Raw genomic sequence first — 20,825 nt, 5'->3', positions numbered from 1 at the left:
GATCCATCCCTCGCCGCTGACGAGAGAGCTGCTACTCTCTCCCAGCGGTTCATTCTCGCCTCTTCGCAATGAATGTCATAAGACAAGCGCGTCGCATGAGGCCGATCGAACGCGACGCGCTTTAGTCCAAGGCTGCTTCGGCTTGAGCGGGCGTATCGCGTCCCTCTGGTGGTGCCGATGAACGCTCGCGCATATGCCTGACGGTCTGAAGGACACGATCGGCAAGAGATGCAAGCGCACCCTGTGCCGTGCGCGTCCCGATGACGGATTCCAGCGTAACCGCCTGCGTTGAGAATTTGTGTTTGAACGACTCTGCGCCACAGAGGAAATCGACAATGCTCAAGCCGTGATCGATCGACCACTGTACGTAATCCATCAACAGGATCACACCCGGCGACGCCCGGCCGAAATCCGGATCGAACGTCGTCACGAAGGCCATCATCACATCGTGCTGGACGAAGTTGATCGACACCGCGACCATCACGCCATTGCATTCGAGGACGAAGATATGCAGCACGCCGGCGCGCGCCAGCGCATCGACGAGCGCGGCGAGTACTGGCACGCCCTCTTCGAAGAGGTCTGACTCACGCATGCGCTCGGTCAGCCATTTCCGTTTCAAGGCCGCGAGGCGTTCCAGTACCGGTTGCAGCGGCTCGTCGGGCGCAAGCAGGCGAAATCTCACCTCTCCGGCTTCTTCCAGCGCTTTGATGCCGCGCCGATAGTTCTGGCGCGTCTTTTTCGACTGGTCCGCAAACCATGCCGCTCCGCTTTCCCATTGTCCGGCAACGCGATAGCTGACTTCCGTTCGGTGAAAGTGACGAAGCCTGATGCCGCCGGAAGCTCCCGGCGTGAAAATTTTGCGGGCCGCCGCATCCGGCGAGAGACGACTGATCAAGGCAAGATCGAAGCCACCTGCATCGCAGAGTTGGGTCCATAGCTCCTGCAGCGCCGACAACGAGCATTCCGGAGCAACGAGAATATCCCCATAGTCGGTATAGCTGCCGGCCGCCCATTCGAGAAACCGCAGCCCCCTGCGCCTGCCGATCGCCAGCGGAACGACGCCGACGAGTTTCTCGCCCTTCCAGACCAGGCCGATCCGCAATGCGCGCTGGTCACGGCGTTGTACGGTACTCCACCATGCCGAAATCCAGGCATGGCTTTGAAAGATCAGCCCGTCGGTGCGATGCCAAAGCTCCATCCAAGCGGCTTCGACCGCAGCCAGGCGATCCGCCGAACGGACGATTTCCAGGCGCTCCGCGCCCAGGACGTCGATGGAAACGGCGGTGTTCATGAAGGAGAACTGTCCTGTGGCTGCGCGACCACATTGGGCCGTCTGTGAAACAGTCGCATGACATGCCTTGCCATCTTCTTGAGCGGCAGGATGTAGAGCCCAAAGAGCGACTGGTAATCGCGCACATCGCGATCGACCAGGCCAAATTTCAGGTCTTCATCCGGCTCCGGGACAAATTGCGTTCCGAATAGACGATCCCAGAACGAAAAAAGCAGGCCGAAATTCTTATCGTAGTGGCGAGGGTCGATGCTGTGATGCACCTGGTGCCAGTGCGGGCACAGGATGATGTTGTTCAACGGGCCGAACGAGATCTTGAGATGCGTATGGCGAACAAAGTCCATCATCAGGATGTTGCGGATGACGTAGACGTTGATGCCGAAGATAGCGACCTCTACCGGATCGAGTGCGATCAGGCTCCAGATGCCGAAGCAGATGCCAGGGATGACGCCATCCCACATACGGTTCATCAGATCGTCCAGCGGATGAACCCGGTCCTTGGTGATCCCCACCATCACCTCGGCCGAATGATGTACCTTGTGCAATTCCCACAGGAACGGGAAGCGGTGCTGGGCGACGTGGTAGAGGTAGTATGAAATGTCATAGGCGACCAGCATGGTTGCGGTGAAGATGACGATCGTCACCGGTCCCGCCGGGCCGGCGAGAAGCGGCGCGTGGATGTTAAAGAGCCAGCCGATTGCCTCGCGTGTGCCATAGCCCACCGCGACGACGAAGGTGACGCCGGCAGGAATGAGCAGGAAAGGCATCATCGCCCGTTTCGTAATCCAGAACAGGGCGTCGGCTCGCGCCGACGGGTGCAGGATGACTTCCGGTGGGAAGGCGAAGTCGAAAAAGTCCCTGAGGGATTTATGTTCGACAGTTCGCCAGTAGGCGATCACCGCGCTGCCCAGTGCGGTGAGGAGAAGCAGGCCGAGCGTGGTCAGATTGACGTTCGAAAGCTTTTCCACAATCGCTCTGACAAATTCGGAAAACATCGTTGCAGCGGCTCCTGGTCGTAAAGAAGGCAGTCTGGGGTCGTAAGAAGGCGATCTGGCGAATAGCAAAGCACAAAATTCCCGCCAAACTCGCTACGCCGCCTGCAACCAGTGGCTGTTGCGGGCACGGCGGGCAAAGCAGGCTGGATGGTGCGAGACTAGCAGATCAACGGTAACGAAACCGCTAAATGTCCAAACGTAATTAATGTCGAATACGGCTGGAACTCGCCCGGCAACTCTACGTTGGCGCCGGTTTTTTCCGTTGCGGCGGGTGAATTGGGGCAAGATGGATATCGATCCCGGCTTCGCCCACTTCGCCGTGCCAAGCGAGCCGTTCGGCTTGCTGCCTGGTGCCAAAACGCAGTGAAACCCAACCGCCTCGGCCCGGCATGTCACCGCCGGCGCGGATATCGAGCGCAGCATCAGGAAAGCGGATGGCCAACAGCGCCTCGTCGCCGCGCAACACCGTGACCGTGTTTTCGTGCCGGTCGGCATGGAGACCGGCCGCCAGCTGGAACACGATCTCGGACTGGCGCCTGCCGCCGAGCAGTTGGTCGGTGATGAGGATGCCATCGGCCTGGCGCGCCAAAGTGCGCTGATGCACGACGCCGAAGCGGCTTCTATAGCCGTCATGCCGGGCGCTCAGCCTCCAGTGCGTTCCCGGCTCGGTCTCCACCAGCGCTGCGACTGCCTTGTGCGACCAGTTGAAATTTCCAGCGATGGTGCTTTGGCTTTTACCCTCGATGTTCAGCGTGTTGTGCGCCGGTGTGGAGCGGAACCAGTCGCGCCACGCGCCCCCCGAACCGTAGAGCCAGGTGCCGGGATCGACCAGCACCGGCTCACCGTCGATGCACAGGGTAAGCGACAGCGCGTCGGCATGGCCGTGCGCCGCTATCGAGAGATAGCCAAGCGGTCCATGATCGAACGTCAGTTCGACATTGCGGCCATTCATTGCTCCGCGCCAGACTGAGAGCCCGCCTTGCGCGAATGTCTGCAAGCCATGCACCGCGGGCGCCGGGCCCGACGGCGCACCAAAGAAAAGCGAACGAAAGTCGTCAGGCCCCGCAGCGTTGCCTGGCGTCCCCAGTAAGCTTTGGATGGCGGCCGCGACGGATCGGATATAGTTCGGCTCGTCGCCCAGCTTCAGCACATGGCCCTCATCGTCGTCGCCGAAGCGGGCGGCTTTCTGTGGCAGCCAGCCGACGAAATTGGCGAAGGCGCCCAGACGCCCTTCGACAGCCGAGGGAAACGGCGTTCCCGCCTGGCGCGCCGCGGCGGCGCACAGCAAGATGAGTTCGGCGCTGAAGGCTGCATAGGTCGGCGTTTGCTCGGCACCGGCGCCGTCGGCAAGAATCTGCTTGTGCGTCTCATTCAGGAGGGCGCTGCGGGCAATTTCGGGTTCGGCCCCGAGCGCCAGGCCGACCAGATATTCGCCAGCCAATTCCGCGACGAGATGGTTGTTGGCGGAGGAATATCGCGATTGAAATCGCGGCAGCCAATAGGCGCTTGCCGCGAGTATTTCTCCGGCTTTCCGCAGTGTCGCCGGGTCAAGCCGGTCGCGGACGAGGTCCAGGGTGACGATCAGGCTGATGGCTCGCAGCGCTACTTCGATGCCGGAAGCCCAGCCAATGCCTCGGAACGGCGGATTGGCGGAATGCCAACTGCCGATCGCCAACTCGATGGCACTCCGGGACCGATTATCCTCGCTGAGGAGCAGGTGTGCAGCCAGTGGCGGCAATTGCTGCAGCCGGTTGATCTCCCAGATATATTTTATATCGCCAAGGTCGCCGCCATGGCGAAAATCGATGTCGAAAGTATGAGCCTCGGGGCCAGGCCAAAGCCTGCCGGTCACCGGATCAAGACGCCAAAGCTCAGCAGGAAACAAAAGATCGGGCTCGCGCTTTGGCCATGTCCGCCCGAGTGCCGAAAAACGGCCCTGAAGCATCTCTTGCGCGGCCGTCGCTAGGGCTTGCCGTTGAGCGTCGGTCGCTGCCAGCGCAGCATGACGAAATCCGGGCAGCACCGGGTGCAACTGCGGCGATGGATAGCGCTCCCACCCATCATCGCGGCGGCGCGACGCGATCCTTCGACGTTGCTCCACCAGCCGGTGCAACACCTCGGCCGGTCCCATGCTGCGCAATCGGTTGATGTACCAGCCGATTCTCATGCACGCCCCGTCAACGTTTCGGTCCTTGGATACCATGCCGTCGAAAAGCTGCGGGCCGGCAATCTTCTTTCCCGTTCGTTGCGGTTAATATCTCCCGCGAGCATGCGGAGGGAGCGATGGGAAAAGCGGTGTATGTTGTTGCCTGGGTGCTCGCCTTGCTTGTGGCGGCCGACGCAGCGCCTATCCCTCTCAAGCGCGGCGTTGGCGTGCATCAGTGGCTCAACTGGTCGCCGGTGGAGAAAGACGGAACCTACGTTTGGCCGCCCTATCGCAGCGAAAAGGAGTGGCTTGCGGAAAGCAGGCCGCTCACCGACTGGCCGTCCGGGGAGGTGTTTGCCCACATCCGATCGATGGGCTTCGACTTCGTCCGGCTGAGCGTCGATCCCGGCCCGCTGCTTGCCAGCGAGGGCGCCAAGCGGCAGCAGGCGCTGGACATACTTGCCGCCGCCGTCGAGCGGATCACGTCGACCGGCCTCAAGGTGGTTTTCGACCTGCATGGCGTCACTCAGGTTCCCGACTACAGCATGGAGATGATCTATGGCGGCGCCGACAGCGAGGGCGTTGCCCGCTATCGTCAAATGGTTGTGGCGGTCGCCGCCATGCTGGTCAAGATAGGCACCGACAGAGTCGCCCTCGAACCTTACAACGAACCCGCATACTACCCATGCGATGCGAGCGGCAGCGATGACTGGCAGCGGATCATGGCAGGGACCGTCCACGACATTCGAGCGGTCAGCAGCGAACTTACCATCGTTGCAACCGGCGCCTGCGGCGGCAGCATTGCCGGATTGGTCAACCTCAGCCCCGGCTTTGATGACCCAAACCTCTATTACAGCTTCCATATGTATGAGCCGCACAGCTTCACCCACCAGCGGTCCGATGACACAATCAGCTTTGCTTCGGGACTTCCCTGGCCGGCCGACAGCAGTACACCCGAAGTGGTGACCGAAACCCTTAGAGCGCGGATGGAAGCTGCCGGCTTGAGCAGGGTCGAGCAGATGATGAACATGGCCACCGCGCGCCAAGCAATCGCGAAATATTTCGAGCAGAACTGGGGCCAGAGCCAACTGGAGGCGAGCTTTCGCCAGGCTGTCGACTGGGCTGAAGGCCATGGCATTCCCAGCCGGCGGCTCTTCATGGGCGAATTCGGCGCTATCCTCATGTCAGCGGACGGCCGCATGGGCGCCTTTGAGGCCGACCGTTCGCGCTATCTCAAGGCAGTGCGCCGAGAGGCCGAACGCTTTGCGATCCCATGGTCTGTCTGGGAGTTCTCCAATCCCTATGGGATGAGCCTCATCCGGCCCGATGGCCCCCCGGTACCCGACCCGGAGATGCTGCAGGCATTGGGCCTGCCATAGGTGCCGTCGCTCCCCCTCACCAGCGAACAACCGGTGGCAACCCCTGACCGCCAGGCTTGATCGAGGAACGGCCCGTAGCAGCTTTTCTCCCGGTTGGGTTGTATTGGCACGAAGTGTTTAACACATTTGTTGTACTGAAGTGAGGAATGCGCGCGCCTAGGGGGGACAATGTGTGGAATTGCCGGATGGATCGGTCGAAGGGCCGAAAATCCACAAGAGCGGGCCGCCAGAATGTCAAATGCATTGCGGCATCGCGGTCCCGATGCCGAAGGCACCGAGATATTGGACCTGAATACCGGCGAGGAACAATTGGCATTGGTCCATCGCCGCCTGGCGATCATTGACTTGGCGCCCGAGTCGAATCAGCCGATGCAGATTGAGGACGGCCGTCTCAAAATAATTTTCAACGGTGAGATATATAACTACATCGAGCTGCGCCAGGAACTGATCGGCCTTGGCCATCATTTTCGAACGCGCTCCGACACCGAGGTGCTGCTCCGAGCCTACGATCAGTGGCACTTGTCCATGTTCGACCGGCTGAGCGGCATGTTCGCCTTTGCCCTCTGGGATGCTCAGAGGCAGGAATTGATCCTCGGCCGGGATCCCTTCGGGGAAAAGCCGCTTTACCTCATGCAAAGCGAAAAATTGCTGCTGTTTGCCTCGGAGATCAACGCATTATTGTCGTCGCAGCAAGATGCGCAGCAACTCGATCTGGATGCCGTGCACGAGTATCTGAACTGGCGTTATGTGCCGGGACCACGCACGCTTTTTAAACAGATCCGCAAGCTCAATCCCGGAAGCTATGCTGTCTGGTCGCAAGGGGTAGTCAAGGAAACGCGCTACTATACGCCTCCGGACCAGGCGACCCTGACCGAGCGGATCGACGGAAAAGCCGCCAAGCGGCGATTTCTGGAACTGCTCGACCATTCCGTCGAGATCAGGATGCGCAGCGATGCAGCTTTTGGGGCCTTTCTCTCCGGAGGACTCGACTCCTCGGCTATCGTCGCCCTGATGGCCAGGCATAGCGCCACGCCTATTCGCACGTTTTCTGTCGGGTTCGACGACGCAGCCTATAGCGAACTTGCATTCGCCCGACGCGTTGCCGATCATATCAAGACCGATCATTGCGAACTTGTCATCCAGCCAGGCGATCTGATGGATCACCTGCCAGCGATGGTTCGCCAACGCGGGGCACCTGTTTCGCAAAGCAGCGATATTCCAATTTACCTGATGTCGCAGCGAGCCTCCCAGGACGTCAAGATGGTGCTCACCGGAGAAGGAGCCGACGAGATTCTCGGCGGCTATCCCAAGCATCGCGCGGAATCACTGGCCGGGATCTACCAGTCGCTTGTTCCAGCCTCGCTGCACGATAACGTCCTTTCCCTTTTGGTACGCGCCATGCCGGGCGCGTCGGCCAAGGTCGATACGTTTGTCCGCACCGCGGGCGAAAGGGACTTTGCCGCCCGGATGGTCTCCTGGTTTGGAGCCGTTTCGGCGCGGCAGCGCGCTTGCCTGATCGGTGCGTCGGCAAATCGCCGTTATGAGCGCAACGATTTTCCGTTCTCGTCAAGCGCCACGGCCTCCCATCTTCGCCGGGTGCTGTTTTTCGATCAGACATCGTGGCTGCCTGACAATCTCCTGGAACGAGGCGACCACATGATGATGGCCGGTTCAATCGAAGGAAGAATGCCGTTCCTCGATCGCGATCTGGTTTCGTTCGTCAGCAAATTGCCCGATCGCTACAGGCTGGGTTGGTTGCACAGCAAGCAGATCCTGCGTGACAGCATGGCCAATATCCTTCCGGAGGAAATTCTCAGCCGCCGCAAGGTCGGGTTCAAGGTACCGGTCGCCGAATGGTTTCGCGGATCGATGAGGAACTACGTGCATGACCATCTTTGCTCGCCTCACTCCGTTATTCGCAGCTATCTGAGTCCGAAACAGCTTGATCAAATCGTCTCGGAACACACCACGCGTGCCGCCGACCACGAAAAACTGATATGGGCGCTGTTGAATTTGGAGATATTCCACCGCGAATTCAGGCTCGAAGCGCCGCCGCGATCGTCGGCCTCAGCGCTTGACCGGTTGACGGCTTGACGCGGCCGACCGCCAGACATCGCAGATTGCGCCGACAAATGGGGCGAGCTCAAGCCGTTCCCGGTGCACGGCCATGGCACCGGCACCAAGCCTTGCCCTTAGTGCCGGGTTCTCCACGAGGCGGCTCAACGCGTCGGTCAACGCTGTAACATCGCCTGGCGGCACCAGCAGCCCGGATTGCCCGTCGGTGATTATGTCTTCGACCGCGCCAACCGGGGTCGCCACCACAGCCAGACCGGCTGCCATGCCTTCGATAACCGACATCGGCAGATTTTCGGCGAAGGAGGGAAGAACCAGAATATCGGCCGAAGAGATCAGCGATGCGACATCGTCAGGTCCCACCCAACCCGGAAAGGCGATCCGGTCTGCAATCCCCAGCGCGGCTGACTTTGTCCGTGCCGCCTCGACTTCGCCATCGCCGGCAATCGTGGCGCGCCAATTCTTGACGGGGCTCATGCGGTGCAGTGCCTCCAGCAATTGCGGTACGCCCTTGCGGTCGCCGATGCGGCCCAGGAATAGGATATGCACATGGTCGCCGCCGCCGACATGCGCCAGCGACGGGACTTCGGTCGCATTGGGCACGATCACGATATTGCCGGCAGCGCCCGGCGCCCGGTCGGCGACGAAATCGCGCCAAAGCGTGCCCAAAACGATCACCCGATCGGCATGCTCGAACAGAGCTTTGATTCGGCGGCTTATGAAACCGCGGTCGGCTTTCCAGAATGTCTGATACTGCGCCCCGTGCAAATGCAGGACATAGGGTATCGACAGCAGCCGTGCGCAGGCGGCGATCACCATCTTGCGGTAGGTGCTGCCGGAAACTGAGATGTTGATATGAATGACATCGGCGCGTCCAGCCAGACGCGCTTTAAGCATCCGTAAGCAAAAGCCGAGCATATAGAAGATCGAAAGTCCGACATGGCCCGGGCCACGGCTGGCAAGGAAGCACACATCGATGTCGGCAATTTCTTGCCGTTCGAACTCTTGTTTCAGCGCCCCCATGATCCGGTCGATGCCGCCCTGCCCCGAAACGCCCGACGGCGTCGCGACCAGGACATGTATTTTTCGATCGGATATGAGGCGCTGCAACATGATGGTACTCTGAATAACACAGACCGGGTAACTGCAAAGCAAACGTTCCCGATAAGGTTTACGGCAAATCTTTTAGTTCAAACTGAATCTGTTCACCCTTCGCCGTCATCGTGCTGGATTTCCCGCCAGTCGGCGGCTAGTCGAAGGTGAGTTTTCCAGGGACACGCCCTTGCTGCTCCGTTCCACGCTCATTTATGCTCCGGCGATCCTGCTGACGCGAATTTCGGCGCTGCTCCTGCTGGTCGTCGTGACGCGTTTGATCGACCAGACCGAGTATGGCCTGCTCACCCTGGTGGTGACCGTCGGTGAAATGACCGACATTGCCGTCACCAACTGGCTGCGCATCGCCTTGCTCAGGCTGGGCGGCAAGGGCGAGGTCAGCCGCGGCAGCCTGATGCTGGCCGGGCAGGTGTTGCTTGCGACCACGGCCCTGGCGCTGGTCATATCGGTAGGCGCGTCGGCGGTGGTCGTGCCGGAACGCTGGGTCGAGTTCGCGATCGCGGTCTGCGGCTATCTGGTCGCCGGATCCATCAGCCGCTTCGCGTTGACGGTGCTGCAGATGCAGCAGCGCCATTCGGTCTATTCGATCTTAGAAGCCCTGCGTGCCCTGCTGCAACTCGCGCTGCCGATCGGCGCCATTCTTGTCTTCCAGGATAGCTTTCTGACGGTTTCGCTCGGCTCGAGCCTCGGCGCCTTGATTGCCGGCATCGTGGCGGGGATCATGGCATACCGACGGGTCGTTACCGGTCCGCCGCGCTTCACCCACAGGGACTTCTTTGCGCTCGGTGTGCCGCTGGTCATCATGGCGCTGGTGGGCTTCGGGCTCAACAGCGCGGAGCGTCTGTTCCTCAAGATCTATTACGATGCCAGCGCTGTAGCGATCTTCGCCGCAGCCTATGCCCTGGCCCGCCAGCCGATCGACATGGTCGCCAACGCCATCAACATGGGCGCCTTTCCCGAGGTGGTCAGCCGGTTCGACGAGGACGGGCCCGCGGCGTCGGGCCGGCTGCTATCGCAGCTGATGGCGCTGATGATGCGGCTTTGCCTGCCGATTGCAGCGATGCTGGTCGCGCTCAGCGGCGATATCACCGAGCTCATGCTGCCCTCGCAATATCACGGCCGCTTCGGCCTGCTGTTTCCGATCATTGCCTTCAGCGTGCTGTGCGCCAACCTCACCAGCTTCGTCTATGGCGTCGTGGTGCACGCGCACAAGCGGCCGTGGCTGCTGATCATCGCCAATCTCTTCGGCTCGGTGGCAACAATCGCATTGTCCCTGCTGTTGATCCCCCCGATGGCGGAGATCGGCGCCGCTTTGGCGCTGGCGGGCGGCTCGGTGGTGGGCTCCATAACCTGCATTATCATCAGCGAGCGGCTCACGCCGGTGCCGGTGCCGTGGCGCGACATCGGTGTTTCCGTGGTCATCTCGGTCAGCACGGGGGTGGCCGCCAAGCTTGCCAGCATGGTGGTGGGCGACGTGCCGGCGATCTTCTCGCTTGTCGCCGGCGGCACCACCGGCGCTGCGGTTTTCTTCGGGCTGACCTCGTTGTTCCACCCCGTGGCAGCGACGCAATTCGTCGCCCAGCTGCGGGCGCGGCTACGGATCGCATAAAGCGAAGTCCAGGGCCAACGGCTGTTTTGTGGGGGAGCGCGAACCTATAAACCGGCGTTTCGGCGCCAGCGACGCTCCCAGAACTCCCGGCACAGCAGCCCGGCGTAGGCAGTGTTGGTGTCGTAGTAGCGGCGCCACAAGCGTCGCGGCTCCTGCACAACACGGAACAGCCACTCCAGGCCGGTCGCTTGTATCAGCTTCGGTGCACGGGCAACCTTGCCGCCATAGACGTCGAAACTGCCGCCCACGCCCATCACGAAGCTTGGGGCGAGTTCATCGCGGTAGCGTTTGAGAAAGCGCTCCTTGCGCGGTGTCGGCATGGCCACCAGCAGGCAGTCGGCGTCCGAGGCGTTGATCGCCGCAACGATCCCGGCCTCGTCCTCCGGCTTGAAATAGCCGTTGCGCGTTCCCGCTATGCTGAGGCTCGGGTGGTCCCTGGCAAGTCTCGCTACAACCGCGTCGAGAACGTGCTGTTCGGCCCCCAGCAGATACGGCCTGAATCCACGCTTCGCGCAGAGGCTCAGTAGATTGATCATGATGTCGACGCCCGCCACCCGCTCGGGCAGCGCGACGCCGCACAGACGAGCGCCCCAAAGCACGCCGATGCCGTCGACGTTGACCACGTCCGCCCCTGCCACGTCCTCGCGCAGTTCGGCGTTCTGGCGCATGGTCACCAGCTTGGCGACGTTCACGACCACATGATGCAGCGGCCGCCGCAGGGTCATCGCCTCGTCGGCGATGGCCAGCGTCTCGGTCATGGTCAGCGCATGGACAGGTGCGCCAAGGAACTCCCGGCGCCGTGACGCCAACAGGGAATGCTGCGCCCATGCCGGGGCGTGCGCGTTCATGCGGCCTGCTCCCTTGCAAGCGTCACTTGTGCGACCTCTGGTTTCTTGCCTTCGATGCGGGCGTCGGGCTTGCGTGCCTTGCGCCACGTCCACAGACCCCTCGTATCGACGAGCTTCTTGTCCTTGAGCGCTTCGGGGTCGACCAGATTGAATTGCCGATGGTCGACCAGGAGGACGACGATGTCGGATTTGTCGATGGCCGAAAGTGCGTCGGTGAACACAATGCCCCTGCCCTCGAGCTCACGCGGCAGCGAATTTGTGTTGGGTTCAGCCGCAATGATCTTCACATTGGGGATATCGGACAGGAGCTTCACCACCTCGACGGCCGGGCTCTCGCGCAAATCGTCGATGTTGGCTTTGAAGCTGAGGCCAAGACAGGCAATCGTCTGTTTGCGGGAGGGGTCGAGCAAGGCCTCGATATCCCTGACCACCGACATGGGCCGCTCGGAATTGATCCGGCGTGCCGAAGCCATCAGCCGCGTGCTGTTGGGTGCGGCGTCGATGATAAAATATGGATCGACCGCAATGCAGTGACCGCCAACGCCCGGGCTCGGCTGGAGGATGTTCACGCGAGGGTGCCGATTGGCGAGATCGATCACTTCCCATACATTGAGCGACAGGTCCTGACACACTGCGGCAAGCTCGTTGGCAAAGGCGATGTTGACGTCGCGGAACGCGTTCTCCGTCAGTTTCACCAGCTCAGCACTTTCGGCCGTTGTCATGAACAGGTCGCCGGTGACGAAGGTCGAATAGAGTGCCGCGGTCCGTTCCGACGACTTGCGGGACAATCCGCCGATCGAGCGATCGTTGTTGATCAGCTCGGTCAGCACCTTTCCCGGCAGCACGCGCTCGGGCGAATAGGCAACCAGCACATCGGCGTCTTCGCCATGCTGGACAGGAAATTTGAGATCAGGCCGCAGCTCGGCAAGCAGCCCGGTCATGATACGCGTGGTTCCGACCGGCGATGTCGATTCCAACACCACAAGGTCTCCCCGCTTCAGCACCGGGGCGATGCTTCGTGCCGCCGCGAGCACGTAGGTCACGTCCGGCTTATGGTCGTGGGTCATCGGGGTCGGCACGGCGATGATATAGGCGTCCGCCGGCTGCGGCGTGCTGTAGGCCACGAGCTTGCCGTTAGCCACGACCTTCTGGATCAGGCCGTCAAGGTCCGGCTCGACGATGTGGATTTCACCGCGGTTGACCTTCTCGACCACCGCTCCGTTGACATCGACGCCAATGACGTTGAGCCCGCGGCTGGCGAAAATGGCGCAGGTCGGCAGGCCGATATAGCCCATACCGATTACGGAAACGGTTTTGATTTCAGCCATGATGCAGCAGTTCCTCAACAATCCGGTTACTGGCCCGGCCATCGCCATATGGGTTGTGTCGTTCCGCCATGCCGCGATAGGCAGCCTGATCGTCGAGCAGGCGATTGGCGTTGAACAGGATTTTCTCGACATCGGTCCCGACAAGACGGGCGGTGCCGGCCACGATCCCCTCGGGTCGCTCGGTATTTTCGCGCATCACCAGCACCGGCTTGCCGAGCGAAGGCGCTTCTTCCTGCACGCCGCCGCTATCGGTAAGCACCAGATAGCTCTGCTTCTGCAGGTACAGAAACGGCAGATAATCCTGCGGCTCGACCAGATGGATATTCGGCACGCCTTCCAGCTCTGCGTTGACCACCGAGCTCACATTAGGGTTTGGATGGACAGGGTAGACGATCTGCACGTCTCCGCGCGCCGCCAATCCCGTCAACGCCGTACAGATGCGCTGGATGCCGCCATCGAAATTCTCGCGGCGATGGCCGGTGACGAGGATCATTTTCTTGGAAGGGTCGAGGAAGGGGAAGCGGGCAGCGAGCTTCGCGTTCATCAGCCTGTCGGCATCGATCGCGCTTGAAAAATGCAACAGCGTGTCGATCACCGTGTTGCCGGTCACGAAGATGGTGCTTTCGGCCTTTCCTTCGGCGATGAGATTGTCGCGCGCCTGAACGGTCGGCGCAAAATGCCAGGTGGCGATGTTGCCGGCAATCTTGCGGTTCAGTTCTTCAGGAAACGGCGAGTTGATGTTGTGGCTGCGCAATCCTGCTTCGACATGAGCGACCGGGATACGCTTGTAGAAGGCAGCCAGAGCCGCGGCCATCGCCGTGGTGGTGTCGCCCTGTACCATGACGATATCGGGCTTCGCCTTGTCCAGCACCTCGGCCATGCCCAGGAGCACGCGCGAGGTCACGTCGAACAGCGACTGGCCGGGTTGCATGATGTTGAGATCGTGATGCACAGGCAGGCCGGTCAGCTCGACAACCTGGTCGACCATTTCACGATGCTGGGCGGTAATGCATATTTCGGTGATGAAGCCTGGATGAGCAAGGGCGGCACGCGCCACTGGAAAGCATTTGAGTGCCTCCGGCCTCGTGCCGAACACGATCAGCAGTTTCTGCCTGGACGGCAGTTTTGGACGTGAAAGGACGTTCATCGCTGATCCTGGTCGCCTGCAGCCCTCGGGACATGCCGACTATTGCCCGCAAGAGCCATAATAGCGCCGGACAGCGCCTTCGTGATCTCAATTCTTAATATATGATTAACAACCAAGGCCGCGTTCTCCCGGATTAACTCTTATGAAAGGTTGGGCTGACAAGTAGTCTATGGTAATAGTCTTGAAAAAGAATATATTGGATTGACTAATATTTTAATCATCGGCCACGCCAACGCATCCCGGCGCTGGGAAAATGAGCTTCTGGCGCGGTTGAGTGCGGCTGGACATGCGGTTTCGAGTAGCCGCGCGCCGACGCCTGAACCCAATTCGCGCGGGATGGATAATGTGCTGGCGCTCGAGGGCCGGCGCTTCGGCCCCTCACTGGCAAGCCGTTCCGGGCCGTTGCCGTCCGGCGATACCAGCCCAGTCGATCTTATGGTCGATCTCACCGCTACCGCCGCACGACGGGGTATGCCTGTCCTGACGCTCGAATTTTGCGGCCACAGCAGCTTTGCCGCGGGCATGACCGAGATGCTGGCGAGCGGGCGGTTGCCCGAACTCACCGCGCGCCTCGACGGCGTTGCCGTCGCCAGGGCGCGGCCGATGATCAGTGATCGGCTCTGGCTCTCCCGAACCAGCAACGACCTGCTCGCCGGCACCATCTCCCTGATTGCCCAATGTGTCGCCCGCTTCTCCACGGGCAAACTTGCGCCGATTGCCGAGAGCCCGGCGCCGCCCCTGCAGAAAGGCGGGTTTATCAGGCACTATCTGCCCTTTTTCGTCAGGGGATTGGTTGACCGCGCCGTGCAAAAACTGCGACGTGGTCGGCGCCCCTTCTATTGGCAGGTTGCTTACCGGCTGATCGACGGTCCAGGCGTCGCCGAAACCGGACAACTGGATGGCAAGCCGTTCACCGTGCTTGCCGATGACGGGCAGCGATTCTACGCCGATCCGTTCGTTCTCGAGCGCGACGGCCGCCACTTTCTTTTTGTCGAGGAGTTCCCCTACGCGATCGGCCGCGGCGTGATTTCTGTCGCCGAACTTGGCACCGACGGCACTTTCGGCGTGCCGAAAATGGTGCTGGAGGAAGCGCATCACCTGTCATATCCGCAGGTGTTCGCTCACTCCGGCGAGATTTTCATGATCCCTGAAAGCGCTACGGCGCGAGAACTGGTGCTCTACCGTGCGGTGCAGTTTCCGGATCGCTGGGTACGCGATACGGTGCTGATGACGGACAGGGATTTCAACGACGCCACGCTGCTCGAATCCGACGGCCGCTTCTGGCTGTTGGGGACTGAGCGGTTCGGTCACGGCAGCGCATCCGACACGATGGCCGTCTATTCCGCTCCGGCGCTGCGTGGGCCCTGGGCTGCGCACGCGCTCAATCCGGTCGCCGTCGATCACTCGGCCACTCGGCCGGGCGGCGCCTTTATCCGCCAGGGCGACGCTTTGCTGTTGCCGGTGCAAAACGGCTCGAGAGCCTATGGCGGCGGCCTGGGCTTGATGCGACTGGATCGGCTTGATGATTTCGACGTCCGTTTCGAACTGCCCCAGCCAATCGATCCCGGGACGGCATGGGCTCGGGCGGGCATCCACACGCTCAACCGCGCGGGCCATGTCGAGGTCGTGGACAGCGCCGGCTGACCGGATTTGAGGCCCGTGCTTAACGGATCTCAGCCGGCTTCAGGTTGGAATGCAGCGAGCGAAGACATGCTCTCCGGCTGGTTTCTGTAGGGCTGGTTCCTGTAGGCAAGCAGCAACACCACGATGATCGTCATATCCGGCGTTTTTGACGAAAGCGCGTTATTTGACAGCGCGGCAAGCAAGAACGTTATAGTGCCGATCCATGCCGGCAGCGGCGCCCCGCGCAGCAGCCGGAAGACGAACCAGAATATCAGCGCTATAAACAGCAGGGCTATGGGCAGGCCGAAGAGCAAGATAATTACCACCGGCGCGCTTTCGATGTAGGGCAGATGCAGCTTCTGCCGGACGATCGCCAGCAGGTCGTCAACGTTCATGCCGAACAGGATGTCGTTCCAGCTGACCAGTCCGAATACCTGGTAAATCGTCACCCGGGCCATGAAGTTTTCGTCGAAGATGGTGTTGCTGAACCGATTCAGCAGACCACCCGCAAACAGTACTGCCACGAGCACCGCGCCACCCGTGACGGTGAACATCAGTACGACAGATTTGGCCTGCCGCTCGTATTTGAGCGATAGGCCCGGCCAGGGCACGAACAGCAGCAGAATGACGATTTCCGCCGTGGCGAGCATCAGCGCAGCGCGAGCGCCTGACGCAGCGCAACCGATGAACAACAGGAAGATCGCCATGACCCGCACCCAGATGCGCCAGTGCGTCAGCGGCACGAATCCGATGGTTGTGGCGCAGAGCGCGCCCAGTGCCAGCGGATGGGCCGACAGGCCAGTTGGCCTGAATTGCAGTTCGTTCAAGCCATAGGGCAACAACCGATGTTGAGTCACCGCCTCGATGGTGCCGATGACAGCGCTCAGGATCGCCATTCCAAGCACGACGTCTCCCAACGCCCGCCGCACCTCTGCATTCAATGCCAGCATCAACAGGCCTGTGGCGCCGGCTACCAGATAGGTATCGATGATGAAGCCGGAGGAGCCCGCACGGCCGGTAACGAACAGATAGGGCACCAGCACGAACATCAGCACCGAATAGCGGATCAACGCCTTGAATATTCCAATTTCGTCGCCGTGCAGCAGAAACGGCCGGCTGAAAAGAACGATAGGAAGCAGCAGGATGATCGCATAGGTGCCGAAATGCAGCTTTTCGTAGAACGAGCCTCCCTGGGCCGTATAGTCGACGACCATGTTCATCACCTGCGGCGACACCGTAAAGCGAAGCAGGAGCGCGAACGCCGCGCACAGGAAAAACAGCAGCGACAGCGCGTTCTGACGGCGCGCTCGACTGGACAACACTCGTTCCGAAACGGCAGCGGGATAGCTCATGGCCCATCCAAATGGCGATATTCGAACGGCATTCTGGGCAACGAAATCCCTTCAACGTCCGCCGGACGGACGGGGTGTATGAACAGTAAAATGGGCCAACTTGGAAAATAAGATGTTAACGATGTTTCTGTAGAGCAGGCCAAGCGTAATGATTTAACAAGGGTTGTCACCATGTCTGCCGGTTCCGGCACACCCCCTATCGCCGCGACGGCTTCCAACAACAGTGCATTCGAGCGTATCGCCAATGCACGGCGCAGGGCATTGCTGCAGCAGCATGGCCCATTCGCGGCGCTAAGCTCCGCGCCGGTGACGCCGCAACCTCCAGAGCCGGTCGCGACGGTGACCCTGGACAAGATCGGCGATTTTCTCGAGCTCGATTTTCGACGCCTGTTCGTATGGCTGCGGGCCGGCCTCGCCCTGGCGTTCATGCTGGCGGTAATCGGCGGCATTGTTGGCGGCGCCTATGCATTGCTGAGCAAGCAGCGTTACACCGTCACGACGGAGGTCCTCATCAATCCATCCAATTTGCAGGTTGTGGAAAACGACCTCTACTCGCAACCGGGCCAGGTCGATAGCCAGCTGCTCAGCACGCGCAGCAAGCAGCGCATCCTGACCTCGGGCAACGTGCTTTCCCGTGTGGTGGACGAACTGAACCTGACTCACGATCCAGAATTTTTCGATCCGGACCGGGGCACATCCTCGTCTGGCGCTGTGGCGAAGCCAGACCCGAGGCTTATCGCCTTGAAGAACCTGGCGGACCGGGTAGACGCCACCGCGGACCCGACCTCGTTTGTCACAACCCTCTCGGTATCTGCGGAAACCACCGCCAAGGCGATCCTGATCTCGCAGGCCATAGTTAAAAACTTCCAGGAAGAACTGGCCAAGGCCGAAGCTGCCGGCGCCAGCCGTGCCGCGGCTGCCCTTGACAGCCGGCTTGGCCAACTCAAGAGCGACGTGCAAGCTGCCGAAGAGAAGGTCGAGAGCTACAGGCGCAGCCACAACCTGTCGTCCAGCAATGGCCAGCTCGTCAGTTCGCAGACGCTGACGCAGCTCAATGGGGAAATCGTCGATGCGCAATCGCGTGTCATCGCCGCGCAGGCAAGCTACGACGCCCTGGTTGCCTCCGGTATCAATGGGGCCAATCCCGACCCCACGGTTTCGGAAGCGCTCGCAGCGCTGCGCGACAGGTCAAACAGCCTGCGGCAGCAGATCGATTCACAGTCGATGACCTTCGGTCCGCGCCACCCGACGATTGTCAGGCTCAGGACGGAGCTCGAGACCGTCAACTCGCAACTCCGGGCCGAGTTCTCCCGCACCGTCGGCACGGCAAAGGCCAGCCTGGACAAGGCCAGGGCCTCGTTGGCTTCTCTCAACTCCAGGATGAACGATCTGAAGAGCAATGTTTTCACCGACAGCGAGTCCGAAGTCGCCCTGCGTGAGCTTGAACGCGATGCCGCGTCCAAGAGAGCGGTCTATGAGAGCTTCCTGTCACGTGCGCGCCAAATCAGCGAGCGCGAGCAGATCGACACCACAAACGTCCAGGTGATTTCGACCGCGGTGCCGCCACCAGGGCGCTCCTGGCCACCGCGCCCTGCCTTGGTGGCAGGCGCCGGAGCGTTCGCCGGCTTTGCCCTGGGCATGCTGCTGGCCATCGGCATGGGCATCATCCGCGACATGCGCCGGCCGCCGAACCGATCAGTCCTTGCCGCCAGCCGAGCCTGAAGCAGGGCATGGCGAAGCGCATCGTTTTCCACATCGCCAGCCTGAGGGGCGGCGGCGCTGAACGTGTCTTCGTCCTGATGGCAAATGAACTGGCATCGCGTGGCCACGAGGTCACGCTGTTTACCTGGAACGCGCAAGGCCCTAACGCCGCGCTGCGCTCCGCTGCCGTGCATCTGGTCGACTTCAGCCTTCTCTTGCGAGGCGAGGGTTATGCCAAGTCGGCGACGCTGAAAGGCATCGTGCGAAGCGCAAATTTGTTCCGCCGCCTTGATCCTGATGCGGTCTATAGCGCCCCGGAATTCGCCAATCTGGTGATGGCGCTGTCACTCATGTTGGCCAGAAGCCGGGCAAAATTCTTTCCAAGCTTCCACGCCGCCGCCTCGCTGCCTGCCAGCGGCCTCGGCGCGAGGCTGGCGATCTGGCTTTCCGCGCTGGTTGCAGCGCGCGCAACCAAAGCCATCGCCGTTTCGGCGGGTGTTGGCCGTGACATCATCGCCCGCGGCTTCCCGGAATCGAAGGTCGTCGTCATCAACAACCCGCTGCCGCCGGCTGAAGCACCGCAGAGGAATTCCTATGCCTGGCAGGCAGCGTTGGCGGCGATAGGCGATGGCCCGGTCATCGCCACCGCCGGGCGCCTCGTGCCGGTCAAGGACCACCGGACTTTGCTGCGGGCCTTCGCTGCCCTGCGCGCCGGCCGCCCTGCCCGGCTTGTCATCTTCGGCGAAGGTCCGCTGGCTGCCGAATTGCACGCCTATGCCGAGCAGATCGGCATTGGCCAGGACGTACTCTTTGCCGGCTACGTCAACGATCCCGCAGCCTGTTATGCCGCAGCCGATCTGTTCGTCCTTACATCCACCAGCGAGGGCTTTGGCAACGTCTTGGTCGAGGCCATGGCTGCTAGTGTCCCCGTAATCTCCACCGATGCTCCGCATGGCCCGCGCGAGATACTCGGTGACGGCCGTTTCGGCACCTTGGTGCCGGTCGGTGACGCCGAAGCCCTGACGGAGGCGATGGCCGAGATGCTGGACCACCCCACCCCTGCTGCCGTGCTGAAAAGCAGGGCGGCGGATTTCACAGTCGACAAGATTGGCGATCAGTACGAAGCCTTGCTCTAGTCGTCGCGCACCGCAGCAGGGTCGCGGTTGGATGCGATCGACGTGGTCGGGCTTTGATTGCCGTAATCTCTTCACGGGCTGCGGCGCAACGATTCATCGTGAGGCGTTCCGTCGTTCCTTGAGTTGTTGGGCGAAGAAATCCTTGACCGAATCGAGAACCGCGTCCCGTTCATGAGATACGCCTGGCAGCAAATCGAAGCGCACGCGCGCACCCGCTGCCTCGAACGATCGACACAATGCCATGAGGCGTTCCGGCCGTGTTCGCCCCGCATCGTTAGCACCCGGCATCCAATGGGCGCTGCCTTGGACATGAGTGATTTCCCAAGTCTCCAGGTCGGCGTCGCCGACGATCATCTGGAAAGGCACTTTTGCCAGCGCTGCGGAATCGAAGGTGGTGCCGAACTTCTCCGGCAGATCGCGAATGCCCACCCACCAGTCACGCGTCGGATCGAGCAAGGTCACCGAGCCTGGCGCACCGATTGAGGCCGCCCAGAGCCGGTCGGGATGCAGGATAGCAAAACGATGCGTGAAATGCCCGCCGCCGGAAAATCCGAACATGGCAAAGCGGCTCCAATCCTGACTGTATTTGGCGCTGACCTCCTCAACCATGGCGAGCAGCACCTGATCGTAGCGTATGTTGCCCTCGAGGATATACTTGTACCCGCTGCGAGCATCATCCCCGAGAACGCCGATTGGAAACAGCGGACACAAAACGGCGCAGCCGTTCCAGCGCCCGAACTCGGAAAACGCGTCGCGGAATCCAAGAAAAGAGGTGCGGCCGGTGCCATGGACGGCGACCATCAGGTCGACTTTGGCCCCTTCCCCAACCGCGGGAGGCACATACAGGCAATAGTGAAAGCGCGGGTCTGATTTGGAAGCAAAGATGGCCGTCGCGCCAAGGTCATAGGTAGCACGACCGCGATCCGCGACGGACTTCTTGGCAATGGTAGTCAAGTCGAGGACTCCTTAATAGGCTCGGCGTTCATGACAATCGTATACTGGTCGGCCGGCCTCGTGAACTGAGACGCCTCCAGGCAGCCGCGAGGAGAACCTCGTCGTGCATCGGAAGCAGGGCGCCGGCGGGGCG

At 61.2% G+C, this 20,825-nt stretch carries 15 protein-coding genes; 6 read left to right on the top strand and 9 right to left on the bottom strand.

What is annotated here, in order from left to right:
• Positions 1–121: 121 nt before the first annotated feature.
• The 3 genes from NKJ40_RS17820 to NKJ40_RS17810 form a co-directional block, all read right to left on the bottom strand.
• Complete coding sequence (locus tag NKJ40_RS17820) at positions 122–1,291, bottom strand: GNAT family N-acetyltransferase (protein WP_352467143.1); 1,170 nt, start codon at positions 1,289–1,291, stop codon at positions 122–124.
• Complete coding sequence (locus NKJ40_RS17815; protein WP_352467142.1) at positions 1,288–2,283, bottom strand: sterol desaturase family protein; 996 nt, start codon at positions 2,281–2,283, stop codon at positions 1,288–1,290. The genes NKJ40_RS17820 and NKJ40_RS17815 overlap by 4 nt, the downstream gene beginning before the upstream one ends.
• A 238-nt stretch (positions 2,284–2,521) precedes the next feature.
• Positions 2,522–4,450, bottom strand: coding sequence for a heparinase II/III family protein (locus NKJ40_RS17810; RefSeq protein ID WP_352467141.1), 1,929 nt, complete (start codon positions 4,448–4,450; stop codon positions 2,522–2,524).
• Positions 4,451–4,566: 116 nt separating this feature from the next.
• On the opposite strand from NKJ40_RS17810, the gene NKJ40_RS17805 reads away from it, so the two are divergent.
• On the top strand, positions 4,567–5,808 hold the full coding sequence (locus NKJ40_RS17805; RefSeq protein WP_352467140.1) for a glycoside hydrolase family 5 protein: 1,242 nt from the start codon (positions 4,567–4,569) through the stop codon (positions 5,806–5,808).
• A gap of 168 nt (positions 5,809–5,976) precedes the next feature.
• On the top strand, positions 5,977–7,902 hold the full coding sequence (gene asnB / locus NKJ40_RS17800) for an asparagine synthase (glutamine-hydrolyzing) (RefSeq protein WP_352467139.1): 1,926 nt from the start codon (positions 5,977–5,979) through the stop codon (positions 7,900–7,902).
• Here asnB and NKJ40_RS17795 read toward each other — a convergent pair.
• Positions 7,876–8,994, bottom strand: coding sequence for a glycosyltransferase family 4 protein (locus NKJ40_RS17795; protein ID WP_352467138.1), 1,119 nt, complete (start codon positions 8,992–8,994; stop codon positions 7,876–7,878). The two genes, asnB and NKJ40_RS17795, sit on opposite strands and share 27 nt — an antisense overlap.
• A 169-nt stretch (positions 8,995–9,163) precedes the next feature.
• Here NKJ40_RS17795 and NKJ40_RS17790 point away from each other — a divergent pair, with 169 nt between their 5' ends.
• Positions 9,164–10,603 (top strand): lipopolysaccharide biosynthesis protein, encoded by a 1,440-nt coding sequence (locus tag NKJ40_RS17790; RefSeq protein WP_352467137.1) that lies wholly within the window; start codon positions 9,164–9,166, stop codon positions 10,601–10,603.
• A gap of 44 nt (positions 10,604–10,647) precedes the next feature.
• Here NKJ40_RS17790 and NKJ40_RS17785 read toward each other — a convergent pair whose 3' ends face one another.
• Genes NKJ40_RS17785 through wecB form a run of 3 tightly spaced genes read right to left on the bottom strand, consistent with a single transcriptional unit; the run spans position 10,648 to position 13,926 of the window.
• Entirely contained in the window at positions 10,648–11,451 is an 804-nt protein-coding gene (locus NKJ40_RS17785) for a WecB/TagA/CpsF family glycosyltransferase (protein WP_352467136.1), read from the bottom strand.
• Positions 11,448–12,779, bottom strand: coding sequence for a UDP-N-acetyl-D-mannosamine dehydrogenase (gene wecC / locus NKJ40_RS17780; protein WP_352467135.1), 1,332 nt, complete (start codon positions 12,777–12,779; stop codon positions 11,448–11,450). Before wecC ends, NKJ40_RS17785 begins: the two co-directional genes overlap by 4 nt.
• Complete coding sequence (gene wecB, locus NKJ40_RS17775) at positions 12,772–13,926, bottom strand: non-hydrolyzing UDP-N-acetylglucosamine 2-epimerase (RefSeq protein ID WP_352467134.1); 1,155 nt, start codon at positions 13,924–13,926, stop codon at positions 12,772–12,774. Before wecB ends, wecC begins: the two co-directional genes overlap by 8 nt.
• A gap of 201 nt (positions 13,927–14,127) precedes the next feature.
• On the opposite strand from wecB, the gene NKJ40_RS17770 reads away from it, so the two are divergent.
• A complete protein-coding gene (locus tag NKJ40_RS17770) occupies positions 14,128–15,570 on the top strand; it encodes a glucosamine inositolphosphorylceramide transferase family protein (RefSeq protein WP_352467133.1) in 1,443 nt (480 codons plus the stop codon).
• 29 nt (positions 15,571–15,599) lie between these two features.
• Here NKJ40_RS17770 and NKJ40_RS17765 read toward each other — a convergent pair whose 3' ends face one another.
• The gene (locus tag NKJ40_RS17765; RefSeq protein ID WP_352467132.1) at positions 15,600–16,901 is read right to left on the bottom strand and encodes a VpsF family polysaccharide biosynthesis protein; all 1,302 of its coding nucleotides are present in this window, start codon (positions 16,899–16,901) and stop codon (positions 15,600–15,602) included.
• A gap of 171 nt (positions 16,902–17,072) precedes the next feature.
• On the opposite strand from NKJ40_RS17765, the gene NKJ40_RS17760 reads away from it, so the two are divergent.
• Both NKJ40_RS17760 and NKJ40_RS17755 read left to right on the top strand, forming a co-directional pair.
• Entirely contained in the window at positions 17,073–18,623 is a 1,551-nt protein-coding gene (locus NKJ40_RS17760; protein ID WP_352467131.1) for a GumC family protein, read from the top strand.
• 8 nt (positions 18,624–18,631) lie between these two features.
• Positions 18,632–19,738, top strand: a complete 1,107-nt coding sequence (locus tag NKJ40_RS17755) for a glycosyltransferase (RefSeq protein ID WP_352467130.1) — start codon at positions 18,632–18,634, stop codon at positions 19,736–19,738.
• A 93-nt stretch (positions 19,739–19,831) separates the two neighbouring features.
• Here NKJ40_RS17755 and NKJ40_RS17750 read toward each other — a convergent pair whose 3' ends face one another.
• Entirely contained in the window at positions 19,832–20,692 is an 861-nt protein-coding gene (locus NKJ40_RS17750; RefSeq protein WP_352467129.1) for an alpha/beta hydrolase, read from the bottom strand.
• Positions 20,693–20,825: the final 133 nt, after the last annotated feature.

The sequence above is a fragment of the Mesorhizobium sp. M0119 genome, assembly GCF_040322615.1.
GTDB lineage: Bacteria > Pseudomonadota > Alphaproteobacteria > Rhizobiales > Rhizobiaceae > Mesorhizobium.
The sequence above is the reverse complement of the archived record's forward strand: the minus strand, read 5'-3'. Positions and strand labels throughout refer to the sequence as shown.

Bases quoted from the DNA above. Each gene is read 5' to 3' on its own strand.
- NKJ40_RS17815 (WP_352467142.1), bottom strand. From the start codon at position 2,283: ATGTTTTCCGAATTTGTCAGAGCGATTGTGGAAAAGCTTTCGAACGTC.
- wecC (WP_352467135.1), bottom strand. From the start codon at position 12,779: ATGGCTGAAATCAAAACCGTTTCCGTAATCGGTATGGGCTATATCGGC.
- wecB (WP_352467134.1), bottom strand. From the start codon at position 13,926: ATGAACGTCCTTTCACGTCCAAAACTGCCGTCCAGGCAGAAACTGCTG.
- NKJ40_RS17760 (WP_352467131.1), top strand. From the start codon at position 17,073: ATGTCTGCCGGTTCCGGCACACCCCCTATCGCCGCGACGGCTTCCAAC.
- NKJ40_RS17805 (WP_352467140.1), top strand. From the start codon at position 4,567: ATGGGAAAAGCGGTGTATGTTGTTGCCTGGGTGCTCGCCTTGCTTGTG.
- NKJ40_RS17765 (WP_352467132.1), bottom strand. From the start codon at position 16,901: ATGAGCTATCCCGCTGCCGTTTCGGAACGAGTGTTGTCCAGTCGAGCG.
- NKJ40_RS17820 (WP_352467143.1), bottom strand. From the start codon at position 1,291: ATGAACACCGCCGTTTCCATCGACGTCCTGGGCGCGGAGCGCCTGGAA.
- asnB (WP_352467139.1), top strand. From the start codon at position 5,977: ATGTGTGGAATTGCCGGATGGATCGGTCGAAGGGCCGAAAATCCACAA.
- NKJ40_RS17755 (WP_352467130.1), top strand. From the start codon at position 18,632: ATGGCGAAGCGCATCGTTTTCCACATCGCCAGCCTGAGGGGCGGCGGC.
- NKJ40_RS17810 (WP_352467141.1), bottom strand. From the start codon at position 4,450: ATGAGAATCGGCTGGTACATCAACCGATTGCGCAGCATGGGACCGGCC.
- NKJ40_RS17795 (WP_352467138.1), bottom strand. From the start codon at position 8,994: ATGTTGCAGCGCCTCATATCCGATCGAAAAATACATGTCCTGGTCGCG.
- NKJ40_RS17785 (WP_352467136.1), bottom strand. From the start codon at position 11,451: ATGAACGCGCACGCCCCGGCATGGGCGCAGCATTCCCTGTTGGCGTCA.